21 protein-coding genes, 1 pseudogene and 2 riboswitches are annotated in these 23,051 nt (G+C 49.4%); of the genes and pseudogenes, 17 read left to right on the top strand and 5 right to left on the bottom strand.

Annotated elements, in window-relative coordinates; genetic code table 11:
- Positions 1 to 138: 138 nt before the first annotated feature.
- From guaA to tnpB, 4 genes are all read left to right on the top strand, one after another.
- On the top strand, positions 139 to 1,677 hold the full coding sequence (gene guaA / locus ACO9K6_RS07920; protein ID WP_424767009.1) for a glutamine-hydrolyzing GMP synthase: 1,539 nt from the start codon (positions 139 to 141) through the stop codon (positions 1,675 to 1,677).
- A gap of 161 nt (positions 1,678 to 1,838) precedes the next feature.
- Complete coding sequence (locus ACO9K6_RS07915) at positions 1,839 to 2,198, top strand: site-specific integrase (protein WP_424767008.1); 360 nt, start codon at positions 1,839 to 1,841, stop codon at positions 2,196 to 2,198.
- Between the two features lie 388 nt (positions 2,199 to 2,586).
- Positions 2,587 to 2,727, top strand: a complete 141-nt coding sequence (locus tag ACO9K6_RS07910; protein ID WP_424767106.1) for a hypothetical protein — start codon at positions 2,587 to 2,589, stop codon at positions 2,725 to 2,727.
- On the top strand, positions 2,672 to 3,172 hold the full coding sequence (gene tnpB, locus ACO9K6_RS07905; RefSeq protein ID WP_424767007.1) for an IS66 family insertion sequence element accessory protein TnpB: 501 nt from the start codon (positions 2,672 to 2,674) through the stop codon (positions 3,170 to 3,172). The genes ACO9K6_RS07910 and tnpB overlap by 56 nt, the downstream gene beginning before the upstream one ends.
- On the opposite strand, the gene ACO9K6_RS07900 is transcribed toward tnpB, so the two are convergent.
- On the bottom strand, positions 3,079 to 4,296 hold the full coding sequence (locus ACO9K6_RS07900; protein ID WP_424767006.1) for an acyltransferase family protein: 1,218 nt from the start codon (positions 4,294 to 4,296) through the stop codon (positions 3,079 to 3,081). The genes tnpB and ACO9K6_RS07900 overlap by 94 nt on opposite strands.
- Before the next feature lie 189 nt (positions 4,297 to 4,485).
- Here ACO9K6_RS07900 and ACO9K6_RS07895 point away from each other — a divergent pair.
- The 5 genes and pseudogenes from ACO9K6_RS07895 to ACO9K6_RS07875 form a co-directional block, all read left to right on the top strand.
- Positions 4,486 to 4,644: pseudogene (locus ACO9K6_RS07895) on the top strand (GMP synthase (glutamine-hydrolyzing)); the annotation flags it as partial.
- A 189-nt stretch (positions 4,645 to 4,833) separates the two neighbouring features.
- On the top strand, positions 4,834 to 5,685 hold the full coding sequence (locus tag ACO9K6_RS07890) for a helix-turn-helix transcriptional regulator (RefSeq protein WP_424767005.1): 852 nt from the start codon (positions 4,834 to 4,836) through the stop codon (positions 5,683 to 5,685).
- Positions 5,686 to 5,784: 99 nt separating this feature from the next.
- Entirely contained in the window at positions 5,785 to 6,756 is a 972-nt protein-coding gene (locus ACO9K6_RS07885) for an N-acetylglucosamine kinase (protein ID WP_424767004.1), read from the top strand.
- A 58-nt stretch (positions 6,757 to 6,814) separates the two neighbouring features.
- A complete protein-coding gene (locus ACO9K6_RS07880; RefSeq protein ID WP_424767003.1) occupies positions 6,815 to 8,122 on the top strand; it encodes a 6-phospho-beta-glucosidase in 1,308 nt (435 codons plus the stop codon).
- 104 nt (positions 8,123 to 8,226) lie between these two features.
- Positions 8,227 to 8,327: riboswitch (purine riboswitch) on the top strand.
- 118 nt (positions 8,328 to 8,445) lie between these two features.
- The gene (locus tag ACO9K6_RS07875) at positions 8,446 to 9,831 is read left to right on the top strand and encodes an NCS2 family permease (RefSeq protein WP_424767002.1); all 1,386 of its coding nucleotides are present in this window, start codon (positions 8,446 to 8,448) and stop codon (positions 9,829 to 9,831) included.
- A gap of 83 nt (positions 9,832 to 9,914) precedes the next feature.
- Here the strand turns inward: ACO9K6_RS07875 and ACO9K6_RS07870 are convergent, their stop codons facing one another.
- From ACO9K6_RS07870 to ACO9K6_RS07860, 3 genes are all read right to left on the bottom strand, one after another.
- Positions 9,915 to 10,847, bottom strand: a complete 933-nt coding sequence (locus ACO9K6_RS07870) for a proline dehydrogenase family protein (protein ID WP_424767001.1) — start codon at positions 10,845 to 10,847, stop codon at positions 9,915 to 9,917.
- Between the two features lie 100 nt (positions 10,848 to 10,947).
- Positions 10,948 to 12,024 carry a phosphodiester glycosidase family protein gene (locus tag ACO9K6_RS07865; RefSeq protein WP_424767000.1) on the bottom strand — a complete coding sequence of 359 codons (1,077 nt, stop codon included), beginning with the start codon at positions 12,022 to 12,024 and terminating at the stop codon, positions 10,948 to 10,950.
- Complete coding sequence (locus ACO9K6_RS07860; protein ID WP_424766999.1) at positions 12,021 to 12,452, bottom strand: hypothetical protein; 432 nt, start codon at positions 12,450 to 12,452, stop codon at positions 12,021 to 12,023. Before ACO9K6_RS07860 ends, ACO9K6_RS07865 begins: the two co-directional genes overlap by 4 nt.
- Positions 12,453 to 12,716: 264 nt before the next feature.
- On the opposite strand from ACO9K6_RS07860, the gene ACO9K6_RS07855 reads away from it, so the two are divergent.
- The 3 genes from ACO9K6_RS07855 to ACO9K6_RS07845 all read left to right on the top strand — a co-directional run bounded on the left by ACO9K6_RS07855 (position 12,717) and on the right by ACO9K6_RS07845 (position 16,191).
- Positions 12,717 to 14,471 carry a stalk domain-containing protein gene (locus ACO9K6_RS07855; protein WP_424766998.1) on the top strand — a complete coding sequence of 585 codons (1,755 nt, stop codon included), beginning with the start codon at positions 12,717 to 12,719 and terminating at the stop codon, positions 14,469 to 14,471.
- Between the two features lie 110 nt (positions 14,472 to 14,581).
- Positions 14,582 to 15,565: a peptide-methionine (R)-S-oxide reductase MsrB gene (msrB, locus tag ACO9K6_RS07850; protein WP_424766997.1), complete on the top strand. Its 984-nt coding sequence runs from the start codon at positions 14,582 to 14,584 to the stop codon at positions 15,563 to 15,565.
- A gap of 53 nt (positions 15,566 to 15,618) precedes the next feature.
- Positions 15,619 to 16,191 carry a nitroreductase family protein gene (locus tag ACO9K6_RS07845; protein WP_424766996.1) on the top strand — a complete coding sequence of 191 codons (573 nt, stop codon included), beginning with the start codon at positions 15,619 to 15,621 and terminating at the stop codon, positions 16,189 to 16,191.
- A gap of 121 nt (positions 16,192 to 16,312) precedes the next feature.
- Here the strand turns inward: ACO9K6_RS07845 and ACO9K6_RS07840 are convergent, their stop codons facing one another.
- The gene (locus ACO9K6_RS07840; protein ID WP_424766995.1) at positions 16,313 to 17,593 is read right to left on the bottom strand and encodes a glycoside hydrolase family 18 protein; all 1,281 of its coding nucleotides are present in this window, start codon (positions 17,591 to 17,593) and stop codon (positions 16,313 to 16,315) included.
- Positions 17,594 to 18,039: 446 nt separating this feature from the next.
- Positions 18,040 to 18,139: riboswitch (purine riboswitch) on the top strand.
- A gap of 346 nt (positions 18,140 to 18,485) precedes the next feature.
- On the opposite strand from ACO9K6_RS07840, the gene purE reads away from it, so the two are divergent.
- The 5 genes from purE to purS all read left to right on the top strand — a co-directional run bounded on the left by purE (position 18,486) and on the right by purS (position 23,050).
- Positions 18,486 to 18,971, top strand: coding sequence for a 5-(carboxyamino)imidazole ribonucleotide mutase (gene purE, locus ACO9K6_RS07835; RefSeq protein WP_364151021.1), 486 nt, complete (start codon positions 18,486 to 18,488; stop codon positions 18,969 to 18,971).
- Positions 18,968 to 20,227 (top strand): 5-(carboxyamino)imidazole ribonucleotide synthase, encoded by a 1,260-nt coding sequence (purK, locus tag ACO9K6_RS07830; RefSeq protein ID WP_424766994.1) that lies wholly within the window; start codon positions 18,968 to 18,970, stop codon positions 20,225 to 20,227. Before purE ends, purK begins: the two co-directional genes overlap by 4 nt.
- 7 nt (positions 20,228 to 20,234) lie before the next feature.
- Positions 20,235 to 21,530 carry an adenylosuccinate lyase gene (purB, locus tag ACO9K6_RS07825; RefSeq protein ID WP_424766993.1) on the top strand — a complete coding sequence of 432 codons (1,296 nt, stop codon included), beginning with the start codon at positions 20,235 to 20,237 and terminating at the stop codon, positions 21,528 to 21,530.
- A gap of 18 nt (positions 21,531 to 21,548) precedes the next feature.
- Positions 21,549 to 22,445: a phosphoribosylaminoimidazolesuccinocarboxamide synthase gene (locus tag ACO9K6_RS07820; protein ID WP_424766992.1), complete on the top strand. Its 897-nt coding sequence runs from the start codon at positions 21,549 to 21,551 to the stop codon at positions 22,443 to 22,445.
- A gap of 359 nt (positions 22,446 to 22,804) precedes the next feature.
- Positions 22,805 to 23,050 carry a phosphoribosylformylglycinamidine synthase subunit PurS gene (gene purS / locus ACO9K6_RS07815; RefSeq protein ID WP_424767096.1) on the top strand — a complete coding sequence of 82 codons (246 nt, stop codon included), beginning with the start codon at positions 22,805 to 22,807 and terminating at the stop codon, positions 23,048 to 23,050.
- The last annotated feature ends 1 nt before the right edge of the window (position 23,051 follow it).

Genomic DNA, 23,051 nt, shown 5'->3' with positions numbered 1-23,051 from the left:
TAACAGCGCCAAACGGCCACTCCTTGTCGAATATTCGTCCCCTCTTATGGCGTTCCGACTAAATGTCCTGCGTCTTCGCCTTGACTCGTTCAAACCGCCTTATATATAATTACTACATCTATTGAGGGAGGCTCGGTAATGACGAAGCAAAATGAAATCATCGTTGTGCTCGATTTTGGAGGACAATACAACCAACTAATTGCACGCCGTATTCGCGATTTGGGCGTATACAGCGAGCTGCTGCCTTACAACACATCGGCAGAACGGATCCGCGAGCTACAGCCGAAAGGCATTGTGTTCTCGGGAGGGCCGGCCAGCGTTTACGAAGAAAATGCACCACTTGTAGATCCGGCTATTTATGATTTAAACATTCCAATATTCGGTATTTGCTACGGAATGCAAATGATGTCGCACCAGCTTGAAGGCAAAGTGGAGCGCGCTGGCAAACGCGAGTACGGCAAAGCGGAAGTGAGCTTTGTTGAGGGTAACCATATTTCATTCGGGCTGGACAAGGTTCAGACGGTATGGATGAGTCACGGCGACCATGTTGTAGTGCTTCCTCCTGGCTTCCAGGTCGATGCGGGCACGGAGCATGCGCCGATTGCCGCTATGAGTGATAGGGAGCGTAAGTTCTATGCTGTTCAATTCCATCCGGAGGTTCGTCACTCGGAGTTCGGTAATGAAATGATCCGCAACTTCCTGTACAACATCTGCGATTGTGACGGCAATTGGACAATGGAGTCGTTCATTGAGGATACGATTCAAGAAATTCGTGCTGAGGTCGGCGACAAAAAAGTGCTGTGCGCTTTGTCCGGCGGCGTAGATTCCTCCGTTGTCGCGATTTTGCTTCACAAAGCGATCGGCGATCAGCTTACTTGCATGTTCATCGATCATGGCATGCTGCGCAAAGGCGAAGCCGAAAGCGTTATGGAAACATTCGTCGGCAAATTTGACATGAAGGTTCTGAAGATCGATGCGCAGGAGCGCTTCCTCGGCAAGCTGAAGGGCGTAGAAGATCCGGAGCAAAAACGTAAAATTATCGGCAACGAGTTTATTTATGTATTCCAAGAAGAATCCGATAAATTGGATGAATTCGAATTTTTGGCGCAGGGCACGCTGTATACCGATATCGTGGAAAGCGGCACAGCTACGGCGCAAACGATCAAGTCCCATCACAATGTCGGCGGCTTGCCGGAGGACATCAAGTTCAAGCTTGTTGAGCCGCTTAAAGCGCTGTTCAAGGACGAGGTTCGTAAAGTTGGCGAGGAGTGCGGCTTGCCGGAAGCGATCGTATGGCGTCAGCCGTTCCCGGGCCCGGGTCTTGCGATTCGTGTCCTAGGTGAAGTGACGGAAGACAAGCTTCATATCGTTCGTGAATCCGATGCGATTTTGCGAGATGAGATTGCTAAAGCCGGCCTTGACCGTGAAATTTGGCAGTATTTCACTGCGCTCCCGAACATGAAGAGCGTAGGCGTGATGGGCGATGCCCGTACGTATTCGTATACCGTCGGTATCCGCGCAGTCACTTCGATCGATGGCATGACGGCTGACTGGGCGCGCATTCCTTGGGATGTGCTTGAGAAAATCTCCGTACGTATCGTTAACGAAGTAGACAACGTTAACCGTATCGTCTACGACGTAACGTCGAAGCCACCGGCTACCATCGAGTGGGAGTAGGTTCGTGAAATCAATGTCGTCAAATCACTCCGAAGCCTTGATGCATAAGGGTTTACGACGTTGGTAGCAATGAAGTTCCACGTACACCTGCAACAATAAAGTGCAAAAAATTACTCTCTTTTATCTGCGTTGTTTAGCAAATAGAAGGGAGTTTTTTTTGTATGACCAAGATCAAAGAACTAATTGAGGATTTCAGGTTACACCAAGAAATTTTAGGTAGGGAAAAGAGGTACGTTGATCTTTGTTTGTTCCGTTTGTACAGGTGGGAAAGGTTTACGGTTAAAGAGTTGGGTGTTTCTGAGGTTGAGGAAGTGACACAGCTTCATATCAAGAAATATATACAGGAACGTCAACGTGTCGGGAGAGAAGTCAACGGAACGATCAATAACAATATAGCCACGTTAAAAGTGTTTTTCCAATACTTGGTGAGTGAAGAATTTATTGATGAGCAGAGCAACGCTATGCGGAGGATTAAGAACCTCAAAGAAGAAAAGACGGTCATTGTCACGTTCAATATTTAAGGGGGATTAGAGCAAGATGACATTTTACAGATTGGACGATTGCATAGCCTGCTGAATGGATTGAAAATAAAACATGACAAACCTTCATACCTTTGATTTTGACGATGCTATAACACATCACCTCATACAGATCGCTCAGAGTGGCTGTAAGCTATGGCAAGTCCATCAACATCTCCTGAACGCCGCAATGCCATACAGGGCCGAAATTGAACGTCTAAGAGTGGAGCGGGATGGCATTCTAAAATCAGAGTGACATTACGTGTGCGAAGCGTATAATGGGCTAATGGGCTTATGCCCATTATTCTTTTTTAGCGGTTAGATTAGACAGTGACTATAAAGGATACAGACGAATGAATCAACTCTGGTCCCTGTCCCTTCCTCATTGCGGATGAACTCTCCACGTCCCGAAGTGAGTCAGGAGCAAGCGGCCATCATCCTTCGTACGGATGCCGTTACGATTCAAATTCATTCGCATGCGTCTACCGCACTTCTCGAACAGACGCTTCGCATCCTGCAGTATGTTCGGTGACATCTCGAAGGCCGATCAACTGTATATCGCCTGTGGTTATACGGATATGCGAAAATCTATTGATGGTCTTATTTACTTGGTACAATATCAGTTGCAACTGAACCCGTTTCAAAATCATTTGTTTCTGTTCTGCGGTCGCAAGCGTGATCGGATGAAAGCCTTGTACTGGGAAGGCGATGGATTTGTCCTGTTGTACAAGCGACTGGAATCCGGCCAATACCAGTGGCCCATGGATACGGAGGCCGTACGCTCGATCACGCCACAGGAGTTCCGGTGGTTGCTGGAGGGACTGTCGATCCATCAGCCGAAAGCAGTCAAAAAGCTGGGCTGTTGCAGTGCTTCTTTCCTTGTTTATCCTACTACATTTTTCTTCCTTTCTGATCTATTTCGGCTACTAACCGTCCAGGTTCTAGTTTTTGTTTCAATGAATTTGCGTAGGATATGAGTGCGAGTTTCCGTTAATCTGGAGAAGAAAAAAGCGATAATACAAATTAATATAACTAAAAGCACTTCTAGGACTATTGATATTATGTTGGGCTGCAAGCCAGTAAAACCATTATTAGCACCCCAATAATATAACGTATTTATTATTGGATAGTGAATTAGATAAAGGCTAAATGAAAAACTAGAAATCAGGTTAGCTATCTTCCCTAACCTTTTAAGTTCAATGTTTTTGATTTTATCCGAAATATTATGTAGCAGCGTATAAACTAAAAAGCCGAAGGCTAATCCTAAAAAGAGGTCGACAACGAATAAATCCTCTGTCCAACTCTCTGTAAAAAGCCTTCCTGTCATCATAAGTGGTCTTACAATCATAGCTCCCAATAGTAATATAAGGGCTATTACGGGGATGAAACCTCTTATTAAGAAATTTATTCTCGGCAATAGGAGGACGAGTGTTCCTATTAACCAAACGATAAAATATGTATTCATTCGGATTGCTATCGTAAAAATGATTATGATAGCTACCAATAAATAAAAGAGCTTTACAAATTTACTTTTGTTGTAAGAAACTATTAATAACAATATCGGAAATAACATGTAGTACCAAAACTCATAATTCAAGCTCCATAAAGGTGCATTAGAACCATAAACCCCTGTAAATATATTTTGAAGAAAAAATAGATTCCCTATAAAATCTTTTAGATTATCATAAATGTTTGTATATCGTTCGTACTCGAAAAATCTTGAGGAAACCATATCTAAAATTAACGTTAGTATTAAGGCAGGTATTAAGACGACATATAGTCTTGAAAGTCGGTCTATCATATATCTCCGCCATGACCATTTGTTCTCAAATACCGCTTTTAGAACGGACCTTGAAATAAAAAAACCGCTTAGTACAAAAAATATTATTACCGATGGACCACCTAGAATATTTAGTAGGTAGAGCAACTTTACAAGTACACTATGATTTTCGACATTACCGTAACCCACAAACAATCTAGAACTTAAGTGTTCCATTACGACTAAAATAGCAGATAATCCACGAATAAAATCTAAAAAGATTGAAATGTTACCTTCTAACAATTTGTTAACCGCAGAAAAATTTGAGTTTAATTTGCCCAATTTCATTACTCCCTTTACTATTCATTTCACTCATGTAAAAAGTTTCTTTTTCCAAAAATCATTTGAATAGTATTCCTTATAAAAGCATATCATGTTTCTTATAAAGAACAAGCATTTTATCTTTCCATGTCCCTGCTCAGATAATTGAATAGTAATTTACTCTATTAAGGCAGGTTTTCTTAGTTGGTCGCAGTCACTTCGATCGATGGCATGACGGCTGACTGGGCGCGCATTCCTTGGGATGTGCTTGAGAAAATCTCCGTACGTATCGTTAACGAAGTAGACAACGTTAACCGTATCGTCTACGACGTAACGTCGAAGCCACCGGCTACCATCGAGTGGGAGTAAGCTTCTGATTGATCATTTTTGTACAAGCAACGATTGAAACAGCCTTTTCGACGGCCGCACGGCCGGTCCGAGAAGGCTTTTTTTCTGCGCAGCAGCAGCACGTTCTGCTATAATGTCTAGTAACTTAACGCTCTCAGCCTGTCCGTTGAGATCCGGCAAGCGTTCGCAATTTTTCGAGGAGGAATAAGGATGAGGCTGTCCCCTTCCATCAGCAAGGATCAAATCGAGCTTCCGCAAGCTTTTCCAATAACCATTTCACAGTCCTTAGGCGTTACACCGACATTTCAGAGGCTGCATTGGCACGCGGCGCTTGAGATCAATTATATTGAACAAGGCAGCGGCTACTATCTGATTAACGGGTCCCGCTATGATTTTCATCAGGGAGATATCGTGCTCATTAACTCGAATGATCTGCACCGTGCGTTTGAAACGAAGGAGCTTGTCATGAGCATCATGATGTTCGATTCCGCATATCTCGCGCTGGAGCAGCGGTACGATCCGGAGCTGCTGTCCCCGTTTCGCGAAATCGGAATGCGTTTTGACAATGTGCTCGAACGAGATCATGGGATGCTGGTCCGGCTGGGGGCGATGCTGTCCGAAATGGCCGCCGAGTTTGAACGCAAGGAGCCGCATTATGAGGCGGTCGTAAGGGCTCAGCTTATTCAGTTTCTAGCGTTCGTGAACCGATATTTTGCCAAAAAAGGCGCAAGCGGCGCGCTGCAAATGCGGGGAATGGAGATCATCCGCGGTGTGCTTCGGGCAATCGAGGAGGCTGTCGCGTATCCGTGGACGTTAAAGGAGCTGGCGGATGCCGCGCATCTGAGTCCTTCGAGATTCAGCGCATTATTTGTTCAAGTAGTAGGAACCTCGCCGATGGATTATTTAATTCAGCTGAGGCTGTCGCAGGCTGTGTATCTTCTGGAGTCGTCCGATAAAAAAATAATAGAGGTTGCCGAAGAATGCGGCTTTCGAAATTTATCCAATTTTAATCGGCTGTTTAAGCAGCATATAGGCAAGCTTCCATCAGAGCTGCGACCGTGAATAAACAGTAAGATAGTATTAAAACATCGTTCTTTAACATTAGAGGAGCGGTGTTTTTTATTTTAAAATAAAGCTGTAGCACATCTTTAAAAAAGGAGCGTGAGCGCTATTATTTTTCTTGGAATAGATGCTGGGGGCACGAAGACGCACGCCTTGCTTGTAGACGAAACGGGGAGCGTGCTCGGAAGAGGCTTGGGCGGAAACGGCTGTCATCAGACGGCGCATGGGGAAGCAAAAAATAGTATAAACAATGCCTGCGAGCAGGCGCTGCAAGAAGCGGGCGTGACGAAGGAGCAGGTGACGTTCGCTTATTTTGGACTATCGGGAGCGGACCGCGAGCCGGATTATGCCATTCTTCGTCCGATGATCGCTTCCTTGGCATTTGAACGTCATGCGATTGCATGCGATACGATGATCGGCATGCGCGCCGGGACGAACAAATCCTACGGCGCCGTGATCATTAGCGGCACAGGCTTTAATGCCGCGGCCCGTAATCCGCAGGGGGATGAGCTGCAATACGGCGGCTTTGGTTACCTGTTCGGAGACGGCCAGGGCTCAGGCTCCGATCTGGCCATTCACGCCTTCCGCAGCGCAATTCGCGCCTCAGAGGGCAGAGAGCAGCCAACCCTGCTGACCGAGTTGGTACCGCAGCGGCTCGGCTATAAGACGATTCAAGCCATGTATGACGATGCGCTCGATAACGGGAAATATCCTTCATCGGAGCTTTCCAAGGTGATGTTCGAGGCTGCCGCCCAAGGCGATAAGGTTGCGATCCGTATATTGCAGGAGGCGGGCAAGGAGCATGGCAATGCGGTTAATGCGCTCATTAGACGTCTTGGTATGGAGCAGGAGAGTTTTGATGTCGTTCTGACAGGTAGTGTTCTTTCCCGCGGAAGCTCGCCGCATATGGTGGAAGCTATTCAAGAGGAAGTAGGAGCGGCTGCGCCGTATGCGAGAATTGTCAAGCTCTCTGTTGATCCCGTTGTAGGAGCGGTCATGAGCGCGATGGACAGCAGCGGCTTCACGATTGATGCGACGACGGATGCTGCGTTAAGAAAGATTACATTTTAAGCTAATTCGATGTCTAAGAAGCAAACATTAAGAATATCCTCTAGGAGGTTCAATCTTTATGATAAAAAAACCGTTAAAAGTAGCTGTAATCGGCGGAGGCTCCTCCTATACGCCGGAAATCGTGGAAGGCTTCATCAAGCATTATGATGAAATGCCGATTCACGAGCTGTGGCTCGTCGATATTGAGGAAGGCCGGCATAAGCTGGCAATCGTGGGCGAGCTGGCTATCCGCATGGTCGAGAAGGCAGGCGTGCCAATGAAGGTGAAGCTTACGCTGAACCGCCGCGAGGCAATTGCCGGGGCAGATTTTGTGACGACGCAAATGCGGGTCGGCCTGCTGGAGGCGAGACGCCGAGACGAGCATATTCCGATTTCCCACGGCGTGATCGGACAGGAAACGACCGGACCGGGCGGCATGTTCAAGGCTTTGCGCACGGTTCCCGTAATCCTGGATATCTGCAGGGACATCGAGGAGCTGGCTCCGGACGCATGGATGCTTAATTTTACGAATCCGGCAGGTATTGTGACAGAAGCGGTACAGAAGTATACGAATGTGAAGACTGTGGGCCTGTGCAACTCGCCGATTAATTTCCAGAAGTTTCTTGCGAAGGAGTACGGCGTCAGTGAAAAAGAGGTTTTGCCGGAGTTTGTCGGCATTAACCATTTGCACTGGGTAACGGCTGCATATGTGAAGGGCGAGGATAAGCTTCAGGAGATGATTGGCGGCGGACGCGAATATACGGCGACGAACGTGACGGCTTTTGACTGGGATGCTGATTTCCTGCGCTCGCTTGGCGCGATTCCGACCTACTATCTCCGTTATTTTTACATGACGGATTCGATGTTCAAGGATATGAAGGAGTCGATGGAGAAGGATGGCACGCGCGCGGATGTGGTAAGCCGGGTAGAGAAGGAGCTGTTCGAGCTCTACAAGGACGTTAACCTAAGTGAGAAGCCAAAGCAGCTGGAGCAGCGCGGCGGCGCTTATTATTCCGAAGCGGCGGTCAATCTTATGCACTCGCTCTACACCGATAAGCGAGACATTCAAACATTGAATGTTAGAAACGGCAATATTATCGACTTCCTGCCGGAGGATGCGAGCATCGAGGTAAACTGCGTCGTGACAGGGCAGGGACCGATCCCGCTTCCGCTGCAGCGTGTTCCTGAGCAGATTAAGGGACTGATGCATGCGGTCAAAACCTACGAGTCGCTTACGATCGAAGCGGCGATCAGCGGCGATAGAGGCATCGCGCTTCAGGCGCTGGCGCACCATCCGCTCGTTCCAAGCGTAGCCGTTGCGAAGACACTTCTTGAAGAAATGCTGGAAGCAAACAAAGCATACCTTTCTAACTTTTTTAGAAGTTAATTTGCTTTATTGCTATAAAACCGAATGATAAAGGAATTTACTGCCAAAACGTTCGTAAAAGTTATTGACAAAACTGTTGCATTCTCTTTAAAATTGGAACAGGAAAACAACAATCGCATATTTTTCGTATAATCTCAAGAATCGGCTTGGGAGTCTCTACTCGGTCACCGTAAATGATCAGGCTACGAAAATGGTGGAAAAGCCGCACGGTCCTGCGGGTATACTTTTCCCCTTTTTGCAGAGCCTAGGAGAAATGCGTTTAAAGCATTTATTTCTAGGCTTCTTTGTTTGTTCCACTACATTTTTGGGAGGTTGTAATCAAAATGGAACGTTTCTTTCGCTTAAAGGAACACGGGACAAATGTCAGGACAGAGATTATGGCGGGGCTGACGACTTTCATGACGATGGCATACATATTGGCCGTCAATCCAATCATACTTACCCCGACCGGACTTAACTGGACGGCGGTATTCCTTGCAACGGCGCTGGCTGCAGGTATTTTCTCGATCGCAATGGGCTTGTTCGTCAACTTCCCTGTAGCGTTGGCTCCGGGCATGGGTCTCAATGCGTATTTCGCATCGGTCATTGTCGCTTCGGCGGCAACGGACACGCCGATTACGCCTGCCATGGGTTTAACGGCAGTGTTTATCTCGGGTATAATTTTCATCATTTTGACGGTAACACAGATTCGCCAAATGCTGATTACAGCTGTTCCAGACAGCCTGAAGCATGCGATCACTGTCGGTATCGGCTTGTTCATCGCCATCATTGGCTTGAAAAACAGCGGCTTGATGACCATTGCCGTATCAAGCTTCTCCGACATTAAAGCGGGACAGTTTACGCCTGTAGGCGGTGCGGAGACAGTTATCCAGCTCGGAAGCTTCCACAACGATTCGGTTATCTTCACAGTTATCGCACTGTTTTTGATTGCGATTCTCATGGTGCTTCGTGTTCCGGGCGCCATATTGTTCGGTATTCTTGGCACGACAATTCTTGCCATCGTTACGGGTAACGTTGATGTGAAGGCTGCTTTTACAAATCAAACTTGGGTGCCTGATTTCACGACAATGAACTTCTGGCATTTTGACTTTGCTGGTGTGTTCGAGGTTGGTCTAGTTACAGTTATACTGACGTTCACATTCGTTGAGTTGTTTGACACGTTCGGTACGTTAGTCGGTACGGCTAACCGCGCAGGCTATATGAAAAATCCGGAGGAAGGCAAAAAACGGATCGGTAAAGCGATGTTCGTTGACGCAATCGGCGTTGGCGGCGGCGCGGTGCTGGGTACAAGCACGGTTACCGCATACGTAGAAAGCTCCGCGGGTATCGCGCAGGGCGGACGTACAGGTTTGACTGCGGTTACGACAGGTATCTGCTTCTTGCTCGCGATCTTCCTCTCGCCGCTTGTGGCGCTCGTTCCAGGCTCGGCGACGGCTGCGGCGCTGATCATCGTCGGCGTGCTGATGATGCAGTCGGTGAAGGAAATTGATTTTACAGATATGGTTTATGCAATTCCGTCGTTCTTCACGCTTGCGCTTATGCCATTCACTTACAACATCGCGAACGGCATCTCGTTCGGTATTGTATCGTACGTGGTACTCGCAACGGTTGCAAACGTATCGGGCAAAGGGAAATACAATGTGCACTGGCTCATGTGGATCCTTGCTGTTCTTATTCTCGGTCGCTACATCTTTATGGGCGGCCATTAATAGAGCTTTACAACGCAAAAAAAAGAAGCAGTGCAGGGCCGGCGCTGCTTCTTTTTTTGCTGTGTTAGACCTTTTGAATGAGGTCAGCGCTTGCGAATGGACATGTTTTTGAGCACCAGCATAAGATTGGACGGCTTCTCAGCCAGGCGGCGGGTGAAGTAGGGATACCACATCACGCCATAGGGCACGTAGCAGCGCATCCGATAGCCCTCCTTGGCAAGCCGTGCCTGCTCCTTCATGCGTAAGCCATAGAGCATTTGGAACTCGAAGGCATGCTTAGGAATTTGCCGCGAACGCGCGTAGGCCTTCACCCAGCTAATTATGGCATCGTCATGAGAGGCGATCGCGGTGTATGCTCCTGCATCTAAATGGAGCTTGATCATTCTTTTGAAGCTTTCGATCACCTCTGACGCATTCTGATAAGCTACCTCGGTAGACTCTTTATAAGCTCCTTTGACCAGCCGAAGATTTATGCGCTCGCGCAGCAGGTCGGCGGCATCCTGCTCGGTTCGGAGCAAATAGGCTTGAAGTACAGTGCCGACATTCGTCAGGCCTTCCTTGTGAAGGCGTCTGACCATATCCAGCGTTGCTTGCGTGTAAGGCGTGTTTTCCATATCAATGCAGACGAAGTTGCGATTGCGCCGGGCATGCTTCACAACATCGCGAATATTTATAAAGCACGCGGCAGGATCGAGCGCAAGTCCCATTTGAGTTGGCTTTAGCGATACATGCGAATTTATTCTTCGATCGGCAATCCCCTCGATCAACTTCACATATTGGTCCTTGTAGGCGGCAGCCTCGCTTAAATCCCGAATGCCCTCGCCCAGATGGTCCATCGTAGCCATAATGCCTAGCTTGCCCAGCGCCTCGACCTCATGCAGCGCCTCCTCCAGCGTCTCTCCGGCTATAAATCTGTCAGCGAGCCCTTTTCCGTAGGTTGTGGATAAACGCTCTACAAGCGGAAGCCTCGTAATCGTCAATAAAGCTTTGCGATACCAGTTCGATCCGATGCTCATCCGTTCTGCTCCTTTCCATCAAGCGATAATAGGAGTCTGGTTCCGGGAGTTCGGTATTAGTATATTCCGAAATGAGTATGATCGCGCTATGCAAGCTTAATTATTTAAAAAATAAAAAATGCGTAGGCAGCTTGCGAAGCTGTCCATCCGATGGCTTATTGATGACGCGGCCGTTGAAAATAAGCGAGGAAGAACCGCCGCCGTCAAGATTGTAGCCGTCAATAGCTCCATAGCGCTGCAGCAGAAGCTGCATCTCGCTAAGCGTCGCACCGGAGCTGCCGGCCTCATTATAGCCGTCTGAGACGAGGAACAGCAGCTGGTCATCCTTGTAATTGGCTATGACCGTGCGAGGCGCCCGCTTAGGGCTCGTCTGCCATTTGGCCGGAATCGGCTGCGGAGCGCCGCCGCGGATCAGGACGGGGACAAACGAAGCGCCGAATTTCGGCTTCTTGGCATCCAATTGTGCTTTGGATTGAAACTTTCCGCCAACTAGCTCATTCTGATCGTTCAACCCGACAAAAAATAAATTTTCGCGAGGAGGCTCGAAGCTCGTTACATATTCGCCGTTCACGATCGTTGTGCTGAGCGGGTATCGTTTGCCTCGGCCATCGGCAAAGCCGCCGGCGTTCACGCCGGCAACTGCTCCGTGGCGATTCACGGCCGCGAGCGTTGATTCCGCTTTGCCAAGCTCGTCACCGCCTAATGTCATCCTCATGGCATCCTTGCTCTTCAGTTTGACCTTCAAAGCATAGGCCTTGAAGTTTTGCGCTTGAATATAGAAAAGCTGGGCGCGGAGCTTGTCCGATTCAATCGTGGACGCTGGCTTACCCAGTCGATTCGTCATGTTGCGATCATAAATTTCAAGCGGCCGCAGCGCCTGTGAAGCGGCGATGGACGATATTTGGGCCATGTCGGCGTTCGTTTGCTTGTACAGCTTAATTTGCTTCTGAATCGATTGGCTTGTTTGCGCTGCCGTTTCTTGCGCTTGGTCCAGACCCGAGGAAGCCTGCTCCAGATTGGCGTTTGTGATCGTCGTATGCCCGGATAGAGGCTCAGGGAACGCTTCCTCGGATAACTGAATGACGATATCGGATAAGAGCAGCCATATCATTATGCCGAGAAAAGGCGCTAGGGCAAGCAGGGCGGTTCGGTTTAGCGCTTTGACGGTGATATTCATTTGAGCACATCCAGATTTTTTTGCAGCTCGCTAAGCTGCTTCTTTACTTCGTTAAGCTGCGTATATAGCTTGTTGCTATTGTCCGTTTTGGAATCGGCATTATCCTTGGTGAAGGTAAGCAGCTCATTCAGCGCATCGACCTTCGTCTTCAGCTCGGCAATGTCGGCGGTGTAGCTGGCCTCCATCTCCTGCATCCGAGCCTCATAGGCTAGCTGCATCTCGGAAATTTGACTGGCGGTTTGCCGTTCGAGATCGGCAGAGAGCATTTGCTGCATGCGGTCCGTGTACCATTTGGCGCCCAAAATGCCGGAGCATATGATGATAAGCCAAACACAGACAAAAAGAAGGAATGTACGTTTCCCTTTCTTTCTGCGTGTTTTCTTCTCATATTGGCTGGCAGTAGTCGGTTCTAAAGCTATTTCACTCATTTTATTCATTCACCTCACTGGTTGATCACTTGCGTCGAAGATCGGATGAACGAACTGCAAGCATAGGAACAACAATATAGACCCGGAATAATACGAAATAGTTGCGGATGTCATCTAATTGTAACAAAGAACTTGCCGGATTTCCTCTTTATAGCGTGGGAAAAATTTGAAAATTATGTGGCCTTACGGAACTTTCTGCTTATAACTTGCGTCTAACCCTTTGGAAAGCGGCAGATGATGCCGAGGAAGTGAGAGGAGAACAGGATGATTAAAGGGAAAATAGGAAAAAAATTGATGAAGCAATTTATCGCGGCAGGCTTATTGATTTCACTGGCGGGTACAGGAATTGGCGGACAGGAAATCGCGCATGCGGCAGAGCGGAAGCCGATCAAGATTGATATTGTACACGGTCAAAAGCATATTAAAATTAACGGAACGACAAGAACCATGTCATCACCGCTGCCCATTGTTAAGGGAGTGACGATGATCCCGATCCATACGATTGCGGGTGTGCTTGGCGCTAAAGTGTACAATGACAGCAAAGGCACTCATATCGATACGTATTTGAACAAGGTAACCATAAACGCGAATATGCGCGGAGCGAATCGCAACGGCAGCTACGTGCTGATGGCTTCGCCGGTGCTTCGCATTAATGGAGCAACATATGTGCCTTTATCTTCGGTTAAACAGCTGTGGAACGGCAGCTATACGTTTGATCCACAGCTGAAGCTCATTCAATTGACGATTATACCCGACCCTAACGTAAGTCCGGTCGCGGGTTTTACCGCTCCAACCGAGGTGAAGTTAGGCGAGCCGATTATGTATGAAGATCTGAGCTATGACCCGGATGGCAAAATCGTGAAGACGGATTGGACCGGGCGTAAAAATACGTATTTCGAGCCGGGTGTCTATACGGTAACCCAGACCGTGTATGACAACGAAGGCGCATTCAGCGAGACGAAGTCACAAGATATTAATGTCATTGACGAAGTGATGTATACCCCATTCGAATATTACATGCGTTATGGAAACCCAGGTGACCGATTCAAGGTGGATGCGGCGTTGATGAATACATATCCTTACGTGCAGACCTCTGAATCCAAAGGCCTGCGAACGCTATATATGTCGAATGCGCCAGAGCGGGTGTTTGGAGAAGGCTTGCTTTATAGAGATGACTTAATCGGTCCAAACCGTCTGTTCATTCACCATCGGAATGGCTCCGAGGAACGTCTTAAGCTGGCCGTTGTCGTAACGAATGAACAAGATGAGAGCATTAAGCTGACCATAGGCAACCGTGGTCTTGCAGGACCAAGCGCTAACGCGCTGCAATTCGGAGGCGCTGCTGTCACAAGATTTTTAACGCCTTCGGTGCCGCGCGAGCTGATCATTGAGCCGGGCCAATCGATCTCGCTCCTGCCGGAGATGGAGAAAATGATTATGAATCCGAATGAGGGCTTTGGCGGTGTTGCTGATATCGATTCTGACGGATTGCTTACCTTTACAACGATGGCGTTAAAGGAGTTTACCGATCCTGTGAGCGTTGCGTTCTCGCTGCCGGAGCTTGAGAAGGTCGGCAACCGCGGAACATTCCCGGATGCGGACCTGTATATCGATGTTACTGAGAAGGTCGGCTTGACGGAGCAGAAGCTGCGTCTCGGCAGCAGGGGCAATTCTGTAGTAGGCATGGATGCGCTTAAGAAGGTTATGGCTATGAACGGCGGCGAATATGGTGTCGTCACGACCATCAGGCTGAAGGATGTTGCTTATGGTACGCGCATTATATTAAATCCGCGCGCAGGCAACTATCAAGGCGCGGTCACGGTGAACGGCAAGGTGTTTTCTATGCCGACAGGCGGTCACGTAAATTATACGGAAGGCGTGCTGCTGTATCATCAGCAGAAGCCTGAAGGCGCCGCTGCCGGAGCTAAGCCGAAGGAAGTGACGATTACCTACACGTCACCGGGTGCAAGCTCACTGCCCATCCTGCTTGTCTTTTTACCAGGAAGCTCATTTGAATAATTAGTAAGAAGGGCTGACCGTGCAGCCCTTCTTATTTTTTGTTTATAACAGTTCTTCTCATGTATAATAGAATTGTTCTATATATTCAATCTACCAGGAGGGTGATCATAATGGATCAACCAATTACAAATAACGGCGCCAGCCGTGAAGAAGCCAAGGCGATGTTTGCTGGAGGGTGCTTCTGGTGTATGGTATCGCCATTTGAAGAAATGCCGGGCATCATCTCGGTCGTGTCGGGCTATTCCGGCGGTCATACCGTCAATCCGACATATCAGGAGGTATGCTCGGAGACGACGGGACATGCAGAGGTTGTACAGATCACGTTCGATCCGCAAATATTTCCTTACGAGAAGCTGCTTGATATTTATTGGCGCCAAATTGATCCGACCGATGCGGGAGGACAGTTCCACGACCGCGGGGAATCGTATCGTACCGGCATTTATTATTATGATGAGGAGCAGAAAAGGCTGGCTGAGGCTTCCAAGCAAGCGCTGGAGGCAAGCGGCCGCTTCGACCGGCCAATCGTAACCGAGATCGAGCCGGCGAAGCCGTTCTATCCAGCCGAGGACTATCATCAGGGTTATCATAAAACCCAGCCGTATCGTTACAAAATGTATCGCAAGGGCTCCGGCCGCGACGCGTTTATTTCGAAGCACTGGACGGTCAAGAAGGATGTGACGGAGCTTAAGCAGCTCTTAACTCCGATTCAATATGAGGTTACGCAGAACAGCGGCACGGAGCGACCATTCACCGGCGAATATTGGGATCATTTCGAGGATGGCATTTATGTGGATATCGTCTCGGGAGAGCCGCTGTTCAGCTCGCGCGACAAATATGATCACGGCTGCGGTTGGCCGAGCTTTACGAAGCCGCTCCAGTCCTCAGCGATTACGGAGCATACGGATACAAGCCATTATATGGTGCGCGTAGAGGTTCGCAGCAAAGAAGGAGATTCGCATCTCGGGCATGTTTTCGATGACGGTCCACAGCCGGCAGGCCTTCGTTATTGCATCAACTCGGCCGCAATGCGCTTTATTCCTAAGGAAGAATTGGACAATGAAGGCTATGGCGAGTACTTGTCGTTGTTTGAGTAATCTTGCAGGCATTGTTTGCTGTAAAATAAGATGAGGCAGAGGAGATGCTGGGGATGAACGTGGAAGAGGCCATCCGGTCGCGGCGATCAATCGGTAGAGTGAAGAAGGATCCTGTTGACCGCGAATTGATAGAGAAGCTGCTGGAGGCGGCGGCATGGGCGCCGAGTCATCACAATACACAGCCGTGGACATTTATTGTGATGACGGGTGAGGGCAGAGCGAAGCTTGGCGAAGGCTATGCTCGCGTCTCAGCTGAGGCCGTTCCTGAACTGAGCGGCCAGCCGCTCGAGGAACGGCTTGCTAAGGAGCGGGCTAAGGCTTACCGGGCGCCGATTGTCATTGCGGTCGTGTGCTCGCCTTCAGATAATCCGCGCGCTGTGCTCGCAGAGGAGCTGGCGGCCGCTCAAGCGGCTGTTCAGAATTTACTGCTTGCCGCGCATGCGAACGGGCTTGGCGCGATCTGGCGCTCAGGTGAACCTATGTACCATCCGCTCATGAAGGAAACATTCGGACTTGCTGCGGAGGAGCAGATCGTCGGCTTCGTTTATCTTGGTTATCCGGACATGGCCGCGCCGCAGCCGCAGCGCACGGCTGTAGGGGCCAAGACGGTTTGGGTGGAAAACTAATGCTTTTGTTTTAATGTATAAGAAAAGCGCTGTCCCCTGTTAAAATTAACGGGCTCGGCGCTTTTTTTTGTGCCGTCATTTCGTTCAGAACGCCGGAGTGCATTTGCTAATAATGAGCGGTTTATTTGATTAACTTTTTTATGGTGAAATTTTGATCAAGCAAGTACCAGTTTTGAGGAAACGGCAAGCCCAGCACCCAGTAGCTGATTCCGCGCAATTTATATGCTTTCACGATGTTGAATTTCGCTTGTACGCTGCGCGCGTCCTCGAACCACACGATGTGCTCTCGTTTTTCTTCATCATAATAACGGTAATAAGGCGATTGGCTTTCCTCGTCGTAATAAATATCAGCGCCATATTCGGCAGCACGCTCCTGAGCTTCTATTGGGCTAATGGAGGGGGCCCACTGGCCGCCTTCTACGTAGGGCAATGTCCAATCATAGCCGTATAACGGCATGACCATCAGTATTTTGTCAGGCGGGATAACGCTTGTGGCGTAGTTCAATACCTTCACCACCTCATTTAGTGGGGCAACGGCAAGCGGCGGCCCGCCGGACCAGCCCCATTCAAAGGTCATAAGCACAACAAAATCGACGATGCGTCCCTGGGCAGGATAATCGTGAGCCTCATAGAGTGTGCCGGGCTGATCCGCTCTTGCCTTCGGAGCAAGACAGGTGGATACGAGGTAATTGTAGGGATGGAGTCTGTCGACAAGCTTTTGTAAAAAAGCATTATAAAGCTCGCGATCGGCTGGCGGCACATATTCGAAATCGACATTAAGGGCCAGGTAGCCTTTCTGATACATGGTGTAGAGGATTCCTGCAATAAGCTTATCTTGGACGGAGGGGATGGTGAGTACCGCATGCGCAATTTCGGGACTGAAGAGCTCATTATCGAAATTCGCGATAACCATCATAGGTACGGCGCGCTTGCTCATGGCGGCGCTGATGATTAAGTCATCGTCCAATGCAACAAGAGTGCCGTCGGCCAGCACGCGATAGCAGAACGGACTTAAGTATGTTAAGTATTCTCCCACTTCCCTTACGAGCTTGGCGCCAGCCGGGCCGAACTTATTTGTATAAGCATTCACCTCAATGATCGGTTTGGCAGCCTGAGGAATGACGAGCGTCTGACCTGGATAAATGAGCGCGGGATTTTGGATATGATTAGTCTTGGCAAGCTCCTCAAGCGTAACGCCGTATTGCTGGGAGATGGTCCACAGCGATTCGCCGGCGATTACCTTATGGCTGCCGGCTGCTGCCGGAATAATAATCGCTTGCCCGATGACGAGTATATTTTCCTCACTTATACCGTTCACAGCGACGATTTCATCTGCCGATGCGCCATACTTTTGCGAAAGCTGCCATAGGGTATCTCCTTTTTGCACGACATGTATTTGCACGGAATGAGCCTCCTTTTCACAAGATGAACCTATTTTCTTATATCCATATTCAAAAGAAGCTGTTCCTAGTCAGGTTATGACAAGGAACAGCTTCTTTTATACAATCCGATTTATTTTATGGCCATGAAAAATAAAAATATAGCGTCGTTTCGGAAGCAATTCCAAGCTTTGGGAATAACAAGGTTACAGGCGTAAAATATTATAATATAATCTTCAGCCTCAAACCATGAAGCCGAGGCAGAAGACAGCAGATGAAACCCCTAATTTTGGGAAACTGCTCTCTTTTTCCGGAAGTATTGGTCGAAAAAACGAACTATCATAAAAGAAGATCTTTAAATGTTCGTATTTTGTTGACAGTAGATTAGCGATTAGATAAACTAGAATAGGCTTGAGACGGAGAATGCCGCTTAAGCAAAATATGATCGTTCCTATAAAAAACTTCTTTTATAATTTTATGATAGTCAACTCGTATATGTTTGGGATTTGGCCTGAATGTTTCTACCCGGAAACCTTAATTTTCGGACTACGAGCGACAAAGAATGAAGCGACAAGCGGAAGCGGGTCTGCCGTTACTGTTCAAGTGACGGAGTGTGACTCATCATCAAGCATATCGATGCCCTATTGATTAGAAATAGGTTGCCTTTTTTACGAGGCAGCCTTCTGTTGTCTCTTTGGCTAATGCTGCACCGTACTGCCGCACTCATTTTAGAAGTGATGTGTAAATAGGCTTGCATGATTTTGGATGACAGCCTGCTGCTCACACTTCCGCTCTGGTCCTGCGGCATTCCAGTTGAGATGGTTGCTGACGGGCTTTTTTATGTTTTTACGGCGGCGATGGTTATATTTAGCTTGATTGATTTTTTATTTTATAAACGAAAGTGGGTTTGATCGCATGTCTGCGAAGGTGGGCGTCATCATGGGCAGCAAATCGGATTGGGACACAATGAAATTAGCCTGTGACATTCTGGAGGAATTGCAAATTCCTTATGAGAAAAAGGTCGTATCGGCGCATCGGACGCCGGATTTAATGTTTGAATACGCGGAAACCGCTGTAGAACGCGGGCTGAAGGTGATTATTGCCGGAGCCGGCGGAGCCGCGCACTTGCCCGGCATGGTCGCTGCAAAGACGATTTTGCCGGTTATTGGCGTTCCCGTGAAATCATCGAATTTAAGCGGTTTGGATTCATTGTTGTCTATCGTCCAAATGCCGGGCGGCATTCCGGTAGCCACGGTCGCGATCGGCAATGCCGGAGGCACGAATGCAGGCCTGCTGGCTGCGCAAATGCTCGGGGCGTTCGATCCTGAGGTGCAAGCCCGCGTAGAGGCGCGCCGTGAGCGCGTAAAGCAGGAAGTGCTTGAAAGCAGTGAAACGTTATGAGCAGTGAAGAAGTTAAGCATTTCCGGCCGAGTGAGCGGCATGATCGATTAAGGCAAACGGAAACGGCCGGCGAACAGCTGGCGAGCTCGACGGACGGCAGCAGGATTGTAAAGACATTGCTGCCAGGCAGCACGATCGGTATTCTCGGCGGCGGGCAGCTTGGCCGGATGATGGCGCATGCGGGCAGCGCGATGGGGTATCGCTTCGTTGCGCTTGACCCGGTGCAGGATGCCCCTGCCGGGCAGGTGGCAGAGCAAATCGTTGCGGCTTACGATGATCGTGAAGCGGCACGCAAGCTCGCGAATTGCTCGGATGTGATTACTTACGAATTTGAGAATGTTGACGCCGAGGTAGCAGCGATGCTTATGGCGGAATCGTATGTTCCGCAGGGCAGTGAGCTGCTGTATACGACGCAGCATCGGCTGCGCGAGAAGCGGGCAATTGAAGCGGCGGGCGTGAAGGTAGCGCCATACAGCGAAATTCGCAGCGTAGACGAGCTTTACGAGGCGGTTGCCGCATTTGGAACGCCATGTGTGCTGAAGACGGCTATGGGCGGCTATGACGGCAAAGGCCAATGGGTTATCCGGAGTGAGGAAGAGATCCCGGAAGCGTACGAGACGCTTGCCCGAGCCGGCGTTCAGCTTGTGCTTGAGCAGTTCATCCGCTTCGATAAGGAAATATCGGTTATAGCGGCGAGAAGTCCGCAGGGTGAAATAAAAGCTTTCCCCGCAGCGGAAAATATACACGTCGATAATATATTGCATTTATCCATCGTGCCTGCTCGCATAAGTGAGGACGTGCAGCGAGAAGCTGAAAAGCTCGCGATGCGAATAGCGGAAGGGCTTGGCGTTGTCGGGCTCATTGCGGTGGAGCTGTTCTATACGGCAGACGGCGAGCTGTTCGTGAACGAGCTTGCGCCGCGGCCGCATAACAGCGGCCACTACACGATGGAGGCATGCCGGACGTCGCAGTTCGAGCAGCATGTGCGCGCGGTCTGCAATCTGCCGCTAGGCGACACAGCGCTGTTGAGTCCAGTCGTCATGGTCAACGTGCTTGGACAGCATGTGGAGCCGCTGCTTGAGCGGATGGCGAGCAGAGATGAAGCCGCTGAACGGCTGAAGATAGCTCCGAAGGTGCATTTGTACGGGAAGAAGGATGCGGTCATCAAGCGGAAGATGGGACATGTGAATGTGTTAGCTGAGAGTACGGATGCTGCACTTCGTTGGATTGAAGAAACAAACATTTGGAAGGTGTGAAGGATTTATGTTAGAGCGTTACAGCAGACCCGAGATGAGAGCGATTTGGACAGAGGAGAACAAATTCAGAGCATGGCTTGAGGTAGAGCTTTGCGCATGCGAGGCTTGGGCAGAGCTCGGCGCCATTCCGAAGGAAGACGTCGTCGCGCTTCGCAAATCGGCTGACTTTGATATCGACCGCATTTACGAAATCGAGCAGGATACCCGCCATGACGTGATTGCGTTCACACGCGCTGTATCCGAGAAAGCAGGTCCTGAAGGCAAGTGGGTTCATTATGGCTTGACCTCCACGGACGTTGTGGACACGGCAATCGGTTACCTTCTGCTTCAAGCGAATGAAATTTTGGTCAAAGACATCGAACGTTTTATCGAGATACTTCGCAATAAAGCGATCCAATACAAAGATACTCCAATGATGGGCCGTACGCATGGGGTACATGCACAGCCGACAACCTTCGGTTTGAAAATGGCATTGTGGTACGAGGAAATGAAACGCAACCTGGAACGTTTCCACCATGCGGCTAACGGCGTCCAATTCGGCAAAATGTCCGGCGCGGTCGGTACATTCGCGGACATCGATCCTTTCGTAGAGGAATTCGTCTGCAAAAAACTTGGCATTACGCCGGCTCCGATCTCGACCCAAACGCTGCAGCGTGACCGTCATGCGGAGTACATGGCTACTCTGGCGCTGGTGGCTTCATCGCTCGACAAGTTCGCGACAGAAATTCGCGCCTTGCAGAAGAGTGAATTCCGCGAGGTGGAAGAGCCGTTCGCCAAAGGTCAAAAAGGTTCATCGGCAATGCCTCACAAACGCAATCCAATTGGCTGCGAGAACATCTCTGGCTTATCCCGCGTTATTCGCGGACATATGGTAACGGCTTATGAGAACATCGCGCTGTGGCATGAACGCGATATCAGCCATTCTTCGGTAGAACGTATTATTTTGCCGGATGCCACGATGCTGCTAAATTACATGCTGAACCGTTTGGGTAACATCATCAACAACCTGACGGTATTCCCGGAAAACATGAAGCGCAACATGCAGGCCACCTACGGCGTACCATTCTCCGGCCGCGTATTGACGAAGCTGATCGACAAAGGCTTCAGCCGCGAGAGAGCGTATGACACGGTTCAACCGCGCGCGATGCAGGCTTGGGAAACACAGCGTCAGTTCCGCGACATTATCGGCGAGACGGAAGAAATTACGAGCGTACTGACTACGGAAGAAATCGACGATTGCTTCAATCCCGCTTGGCATCTGAAGCATGTCGATACGATTTTCACCCGTTTGGGATTGATTTAAAAAAGGGAGGCAAGCCGGATGACTGCAAGTGCGCAAGCTTTATCGACGGCTGTTGATTATGTAAAGGCTCCGCTTATTTATAAAGGGAAGGTTCGCGAGCTTTACGATCTTGGCGAGCATTTCCTGATCGTTGTAACCGACCGCATCTCGGCGTTCGATTACGTGCTTGACCCTGCGGTTCCGGATAAGGGCAATGTGCTTAATCGTCTGTCTGCTTACTGGTTCGAGCAAACGGCCAGTATTCAAGTCAATCACGTCGTTCATACTGATGTCGAAAGGCTTGGCGATATCATAACCGAGCCTGAACTGCTCAAAAACCGCATCATGGTTACCCGCAAGGCGGAGCGCATTGATATTGAATGTGTTGTGCGCGGCTATATCACAGGCGGAGGCTGGAGACAATATCAGCAAACGTCGGCGATTAACGGCATCGCGCTACCTGCCGGACTTCGCAAGAATGAGCGCTTCGCGGCTCCGATCTTCACACCGGCCGCGAAGAACGACGTTGGCCACGACGAGGACATCCCGTTTGAGCGGATGGCCGAAATGGTCGGCGCAGAGCTTGCCGAAGAGCTTCGCGACTGCAGCATCAAGCTTTATGAGTTTGCTCACGGCTACTGCGCGGAGCATGGCATCATCCTTGCCGATTGCAAATTCGAATTTGGACTCATTGACGGCAAAGTTATTTTGATCGATGAAATATTTACGCCGGACTCGTCACGCTTCTGGGCTGAAGGCAATTACGCCCTGGACATCGAAATCGACAGCATGGACAAGGAGCCGGTCCGCACCTACCTGCTCGGCTCCGACTGGGATCGCGACAGCAAGCCGGCTCCATTGCCGGATGCCGTAGTTGCCGAAACAACGGCCCGCTACCGCGACATCTACCGCCGTCTTACCGGCGTTGAATTATAAAATCTTTAAGTTAATAGCGGATGAAATGACGCTATTCAAAACCTGCCTTCAGGCAGTCATGCAGCCAGCAACAAAGCGCGGCTGCAACAGCACGGCGGCCAGTGCAACGCGGCCGCCAACCTGCTTCACCGATCAACCTCTCAAAGGTTTTGTTGCGGAAAAGGGGTGAGGACGAAGCGTGAGGGGTTGTTGTCGTAGAGCGACAGCGCTCGCATCTTGAAGACCGGGAAATTACCGCAGAGCGAGTAATTCAGATTTCCCGGCTTCGAATGCGACGGAGACAATAACCCCCACGCCCGCGCGAACATCACCTTTTCCACAACTGACCTTTGCGAGAAAAACCACATTTTCAGGAGGCTATTATGAAGGCAACCGTCTACGTCACTATTAAGCAAAACGTTTTGGATCCGCAAGGAACAGCTGTGCAAGGAGCGCTTCACTCGCTAGGCTTCTCCGAGGTAGAGAAAGTGCGCATCGGCAAATACTTGGAAGTTGAGCTGGACACGAACGACCGCGCAGAAGCAGAAATCCGCGTTAAAGCGATGTGCGAGAAGCTGTTTGCGAACACGGTTGTAGAAGACTTCCGTTTTGAGCTGGAGGGATAAG

It is taken from the genome of Paenibacillus praedii, assembly GCF_049725345.1.
In the GTDB taxonomy this organism is placed as follows: Bacteria; Bacillota; Bacilli; order Paenibacillales; family Paenibacillaceae; genus Pristimantibacillus.
This window is presented reverse-complemented; position numbering and strand designations above follow the sequence as displayed.